The sequence below is a fragment of the Candidatus Glassbacteria bacterium genome (assembly GCA_019456185.1).
GTDB lineage: Bacteria > Gemmatimonadota > Glassbacteria > GWA2-58-10 > GWA2-58-10 > JAJRTS01.
Window position 1 is genome coordinate 1 of the sequence record VRUH01000053.1, and the last position, 6,382, is coordinate 6,382.

A 6,382-nucleotide genomic window follows, 5' to 3' on the forward strand; every position below is an offset into this window, starting at 1 on the left:
TGCCCTGCATGATGCTGGAAAACGAGTGCTACTACCGCTACGTCATGCTCGTGCTGGAGATGATCTCCGCCGGGCTGTTCGGAGAACTGCTGCATTGCGAGGCGGGCTACCAGCACGATGTGCGCTGGCTGAGAGGCGTGGAAGGTAAGATCGGCCCCGGGGGCAGTCTGCTCTGGCGCGGGAAGCACGCCCTGTGGCGCAACGGCAATCTCTATCCCACCCACCCGATCGGACCCGCCGCGTGGAGCCTGGGAATCAACCGCGGCGACAGGTTTACCTACCTGGTGTCGATGAGCACCAAAAGCCGCGGGATGAACACGAAAATCGCTCAAATGTTCGGTGATGACCACCCCAACGCCACCCGTAAATACGCTCTGGGCGATATCAACACCAGCCTGCTGGCCACCGAAAACGGCCTGACTGTCACGCTCTACCACGACACCCAGAGCTCGCGGCCCTACGATGAAATATTCAGGGTCCAGGGCACCGGGGGAATCTACAGCCGCACCCTGCGCAAATGCTATTTCGAGGGCCGTAGCCCGGAGGAGCACAGTTGGGAGGATATCGAGAAGTACTACGGGCAGTTCGACCACCCGCTGTGGCGCAAGCTGGGCGAGCAGGCGCTGGCCCACGGCCACGACGGGGCCGATTTCCTGACCCAGCACCAGTTCCTGGCAGCGGTCCGCCTGGGAGTCGGCACCCCGATCGATGTTTACGACTCGGCGACCTGGAGCGCGGTCAGCCAGCTCACCGAGCAGTCGGTGGCCAAGCGGAGCAGTCCGGTGGATTTCCCCGATTTCACCCGCGGCAAATGGAGCGTAAAACGGGAAATCCCGATCCTCGGCCTGTAATCTCAGCGGGAGGAATTCCGCTGATGAAAACTGCCGGTATCCTGACCGTGCCGCTGGCGCCCGAGGGCTCCCGGGTCTGGTTCGCGCTGGCGGGCGAGCCGAAAGAGCAGCTTTGGTACGACATCGACCACGGCCTCTCGGGCCAGCTCGAACTGTACTCGGAAAAACTGCTGCGGTTTTTCCGAGGCGAATCTCAGGCGGAGGCGCTGAGGGAGGAAAGTCATACCTGTGAAGCTTTGACCGCCGCGAAGCAGCGGGGTAAATTGCTGAGGAGATAGGCGGGAGACAAAGGTAGCATTCCACAGCCTGAAGGGGGCATTCGATGAGTTCTCTCAAAGGTTTACGGTTGGTGTGTCTGGTCCTGGTGCTGGCGGGAACGGCTGTTTGCACGGGGTGCTCCGCTCCGGAACGGACCGCGGAAATTGCCGCTCACGCGGACTGGAAATCCAGAATCAGACCGGATCACCCGCGGATCTTTTTCAACAGCGACCAGTGGCGCGGGATTCAGCAGCACGCACTTTACAGGGAGCACGATCTGCTCAACGAGTTCGACGCCCGCTGCGATTCCCTGCTGGCGCTGGATTATCTGGAACCGGGAGACTACGGCACCGACGCCAGCCGGGCGGCGTTTAGCTACAGGATGGGCGGTGGGGAGGAATACCTGGAACTTGCCCGCAGACTGCTGGAAACAAGTATCGCCTGGTACCATGCACGCTACGGGCGGCAGCAGAGCGTAAGCTGGTATTCGTTCAGCCGGGTTAACGCCTGGGCCGCGTTTGACTGGATTTTCGAGGACCTGGACGTGGAGGTCCGCAACGCCATGGGCCGGAGCTTTATCGAGGCCACGGCCAACGTGATGCCCACCGGACCGTACCGCGGACCCCGCGAGCCGTTCGAGCGGGAAAACTGGAGCGGACCGCACTCGGGGTTCTACGGGACCCGCTCGCTGGCCTGGTACGCGGGGCTGGCGCTCTACGGCGAGGGGATCGCCGACAGCCTGGCCGAGGCGTTCCTGGCCGACGGCTACGAGCAGTACAATGAGCTGCTGGCCTACCGCAGCGCGGCTGCCGGGGATGACGGCGGGTCGGCGTCGGCGGCGCTGAACTACGCGCTGGCCGCCTATCCCTGGGCGGAGTTCAATTTCTTCCACAGCTACCGCTCGGCCACGGGCGAGGATATCTCGCGGGAGTGGCCCTACGTGGCCCGTCTGGCCGGCTATATCTACTGGAACCGCCTGCCCGGCGGCCTGCACCTGGGCAGTGGCGACGACTACCACCTGACCAACCGGATCCGCACCGGCAACCTGCATCTGCACTTGAGCCAGATCGAGCATTTCTACGCCGGCCTCCTGCCCGAATACGCCACGGTCACCCGCTGGCTGCTGGCCCGGCTGAACCGCGAGCGAAGGAGTTCATTCCCCTGGGCGCGGTTCCTGCTGACCGGGACGGGTGGGGAAAACTACGAGTCGGTCGAGCTTCCGCCGGCGATGCCCCTGGCACGCCATTTCAACAACATGGGCCAGGTGTTCCTGCGCAGCGGGTCGGAGGATGACGATACCTACGCGCTGTTCACTCTCGGCGGGGCGCTGGAGCAGCATAAGCATTTCGACCACCTCCATTTCGCGATCTACCGCCAGGGGTTCCAGGCCCTGGACACCGGCAGCCGTCCCGAGCCGGGAATCCACCTTTACAACTACTACTGCCGCACGATCGCCCATAACAGTATCCTGATCTACATGCCGGGCGAGGAAATGCCGTCCTACTGGGGCAAAAGAGTGGGGATTCCGGCCGAGGGCGAGCTGGCCGTGCCTCCGCCAAACGACGGGGGCCAGCGGGAAATCCTGTGCAGCGAGCCGGTGGCGTTCGAGTCCGGGGAGCATTACGCCTATGTGGCCGGTGACGCCACCACCTGCTACCACCCGGACAAGAGCGAGCTGGTGACCCGCCAGTTCGTGTTCCTGCCGCCGGATTTTTTTATCGTGTTTGACCGGGTGGTTTCGGCTAGTCCCTCGTTCGATAAAACCTGGCTGCTGCACACCGCCACCGAGCCGATGATTTTCGGCAGGACCTTCCGCTCCGGCCACGACCGGGGCCGTCTGTTCTGCCGCACCCTGCTGCCCGCCGACGCCCGGCTGACCAAGATCGGCGGACCGGGCAGGCAGTTCTGGTCGGGAGGGCGCAACTGGCCCCTGCCGGCGGGCTGGCGCGCACCGGACACAACCGCGCTGCTGGGCCAGTGGCGGGTGGAGGTTACTCCGGGAGGCCGACGAAGCGGGGAGTTGTTCCTGCACGTGATCCAGGTGGGGGACGACGAGCTGAACTACATGGCGGACTGCGAATTGCTGGAGGGGACGGGGTACGCCGGCGTGAAATTCGAGCACGAGGGACGGGAATTCCGGGTGACGTTCGGCACGGAAGGCGACCCCGGCGGACATATCAGGATCGTCGATGGCGGGAACGTGGTGGTGGACAAGCCCCTGGCCGAATCGGTCCAGCCGCAGCAGGGCCTGAGGGGAGTCAGCGATTAGCTTTTTCGCCGGCAGCCAGGATTTTCCGGTACGTATCGATCAGCAGTTTCGCGATCCCGCTTTCGCTGTGGTGGCGGCCGACCCAGTCGTAGACAGTCCGGGCCATTTCCTCGACCGCAGCAGGCGTAATTGTGGCCAGGGCGGCGGACACCTCCTCCTCGTTGGCGCAGTTGATAACCGGGATGTCCTCCCCGTAGGCTTTTTGCGCCAGGCCCTGGTTGCAGCAGGCGAAAACCGGGCGGCTCATCGCCATCGACTCCAGCGCCGCCAGACCGACAGCGCCCAGTTTGAACTGGTCCACCACTACGTGCGCCCGGGCGAGGCTGGCGTAGAACGCCTGTTTGTTCCCCGGTTCGAGATAGCTGACCAGCCGCCCGATCCCCAGTGAGTCGACCAGCTCCCGGGTGGCCTGCCTGTCCACCCCCCAGTCTGCGATCCACAGCTTGTAGTTGCCGATTTCCCGCTCCCGGACGAAACGGGCGAACCCCTTGAGAAAGATATCGTTGCTCTTGGTCGATTTCCTGCTGGTGGAGGTCCAGTCCAGCCGGGCAACCGAGAAAAACACTGTTTCCGCGCCGGGGCGGTTGGGGCGCGGCTCGAAACGGTCCATCCCGATACTGAACGGCAGGAAGCTGACAGAGGGCAGGTTCAGCCCGAGCGCATCCAGGGTGGCGAACTGGTCGATATTGGTCAGGAACAGGTGCGAACTCCCCTTCAGCGCACTGCGGTAGAGACGGCTCAACGGCGAGCGGCCGGGGGCGATTTCGCTGAGGTCGGCGCCCGTGGCCAGGGCCGCATAGGGGACACCGTATCTGCGCCTGATCCGCAGGGCGGAGATTTCACTGCAGGTCTGGGCCTGCACCAGGCTGACTGATCGCCCCACGGCATGCTCGTGAGTGCTGAGCGGACCGGGAACTCCTATCCGGTTGAGGAGGTAGTTGAGATAGTCCCGGTTGTAGGGCCGCAGGAAGTGCTCGCGCGAGGCGCCCTCGTACTCGTGCTCGGGGTTACTGACCCCCGGCCGCTTCAGGCGCACGGCTGGAAGGTACAGCTCGGCGTCCACTCCGGCGGAATTGAGCAGCCGGACGTTGTTGAACCCGACGTTGCACAGGTTACCGAGCCAGGCGATTTTCATCGTTCAATCGTTCCGGTCCGAATTAGCCGGCTGATCCGCTTGCGCTTGGTGTTCAGCCGAACAGTTTCCTGGCCAGTTGCACCGCCCCGTGGCGCAGCGGCCCGTAAACCTTGTAAAATTCGTCGTATTCCACAACCTCGCCGCCCCATTTCAGCTTGAAGTGGTTGACCCCCTTTTCCCCCTCGTTGCGGGGCTCGAGGAAATATCCCACCCAGTCGACTACCCGTGCGCCCTGGCCGTGGGCCCACTCGATCACGTGCCACTGCATAAGGTCGTTGCCGTAGATCCTGTTCTCGCGGGCGTAGTCCGAGTAACCGACTCCGCCCAGGATCAGGTTCCCGTTACTGACTCCCAGGCCCTGTCCGCTGACCCAGTTGCCCTCGTGCCGGGTAAGGAGAATCCGGTACACGTCCGGGGGGAATATGCGCCTTATCTCTTCGAAATGGCTCTTGTCCGGGAGACGGAAATTATTGCGCCGGGCGGTTTCCAGGCGTATCCGGTGGAATGCCTCGATATGCTCGCCGCTGGCGGCCTCCACAACTTCCACTCCCTGTTTCCGGGCCTTGCGCACCACCCGCCTGCTGTCTTTGTCCAGGCCGTCCCACAGCTCGTCCAGGCTCCTGCCTGCCACATTGAGCAGCACCGTGGCTTTTCTGCGCGTCCGGTAACCGAACCGGCCGAATGTTTCGCGGTAGTCTCCGGCCAGGCTATCCCAGCCGTGGACAGGCGGCAGGGCATGGCGGACCATGAAGGCGTTGCGTTCCCGCGCCAGAGCGTCAACTCCGGCGAGCAGAGACGCCAGGGTATCGGTCCGCGGGTGCGGGCCGGAACACAGCGGGCCGTAGTTCCAGGAAAGGGAGCGAAACAACGCGGCGGGCCAGGCGCCCAGGCGGCCGATAATTCCGGGCCGCTGAAAGAGCAGCTCATAATCGAACTTCTCGATCGCCAGCAGCTGGCCGGTAGTCTGCCCGTCCTGCCGGGCGGAGAGGAAATGGGCCGCGGCATACTCGTTGACCGCCTCCTCGAACCGTCCGTAGAACGAGGTCTGGGCGTAGGCGCCGTGCTCGTTTACGGCCGCGAAGGCGTCCCAGGAATGTGAGTCGAGTGACTCCAGGCGGCAGGCTGTCAGGTCTGCCCGCGTTTCGCTGCCTGCTGAGGACAAGGTTGGCAAACTCCGGGAAGAGGTTTTACTCGCAGACAAACCAGCAAGCGCCGGGATCAGGACACGGCGCCGGTCACCGCCTCGATCACCGCCCCGATTTCTGTCTCCTCGAGTTCCGCGTAACACGGCAGCGAGAACACCTCGCGGCAGGCCTGTTCGGTGGCGGGAAGCTCCGGCGCACTCTCGTCCGGGCGGCTCAGGCCGGGCTGACTGTAATCGGGAACGGGGTAGTGGATATCCGTGGCTACTCCCGCCCGGTGTATCTTTTCTCTGATTTGATCGCGCTCCGGATGCCGAACGCAAAACAGATGGGCGACTGAATCGCTGCCCGATTCCGGCGGCAGGGACAGGCTGTCCATTCCGTTCAGAGCGTCGATATACCTGTTCGCAATCTCACGCCGCCGCCGGTTGAAACTGTCCAGATGCGGGAGTTTGGCGCGGAGCACGGCCGCCTGGACAGCGTCCATCCTGCTGTTACGTCCCGCCCGGCTGAGCGAATTGTATTTTTGCTCCCAACCGTACTGGCGCAGCCGCAGTACCTCCTCGCCAAGTCCCTGCTCGGCGGTAATTACCGCGCCGCCATCGCCGAGAGCTCCCAGGTTCTTGGTGGGGTAGAAACTGAAACAGCCGATCCGTCCGAACGTCCCGGCGGCGGCCGTGCCGATCCGTGCGCCGTGGGCCTGGGCGCAGTCCTCGATAACATCCAG

Annotated in this window: 4 protein-coding genes and 1 pseudogene (1 of these 5 cut by a window edge); 2 read left to right on the forward strand and 3 right to left on the reverse strand. The window is 63.8% G+C overall.

What is annotated here, in order from left to right; translation table 11 throughout:
• Positions 1 to 874: 874 nt before the first annotated feature.
• Together FVQ81_14995 and FVQ81_15000 are read left to right on the forward strand one after the other, a co-directional pair.
• Positions 875 to 1,129 (forward strand): hypothetical protein, encoded by a 255-nt coding sequence (locus FVQ81_14995; GenBank protein MBW7997844.1) that lies wholly within the window; start codon positions 875 to 877, stop codon positions 1,127 to 1,129.
• Positions 1,130 to 1,173: 44 nt separating this feature from the next.
• Entirely contained in the window at positions 1,174 to 3,378 is a 2,205-nt protein-coding gene (locus tag FVQ81_15000) for a hypothetical protein (protein MBW7997845.1), read from the forward strand.
• Here FVQ81_15000 and FVQ81_15005 read toward each other — a convergent pair.
• The 3 genes and pseudogenes from FVQ81_15005 to FVQ81_15015 all read right to left on the reverse strand — a co-directional run.
• Entirely contained in the window at positions 3,368 to 4,513 is a 1,146-nt protein-coding gene (locus tag FVQ81_15005) for a glycosyltransferase (protein ID MBW7997846.1), read from the reverse strand. The two genes, FVQ81_15000 and FVQ81_15005, sit on opposite strands and share 11 nt — an antisense overlap.
• 52 nt (positions 4,514 to 4,565) lie before the next feature.
• The gene (locus FVQ81_15010) at positions 4,566 to 5,675 is read right to left on the reverse strand and encodes a peptidoglycan bridge formation glycyltransferase FemA/FemB family protein (GenBank protein ID MBW7997847.1); all 1,110 of its coding nucleotides are present in this window, start codon (positions 5,673 to 5,675) and stop codon (positions 4,566 to 4,568) included.
• A gap of 56 nt (positions 5,676 to 5,731) precedes the next feature.
• Positions 5,732 to 6,382 (reverse strand): annotated as a pseudogene (locus tag FVQ81_15015) (DegT/DnrJ/EryC1/StrS family aminotransferase) (it continues 454 nt past the right edge of the window).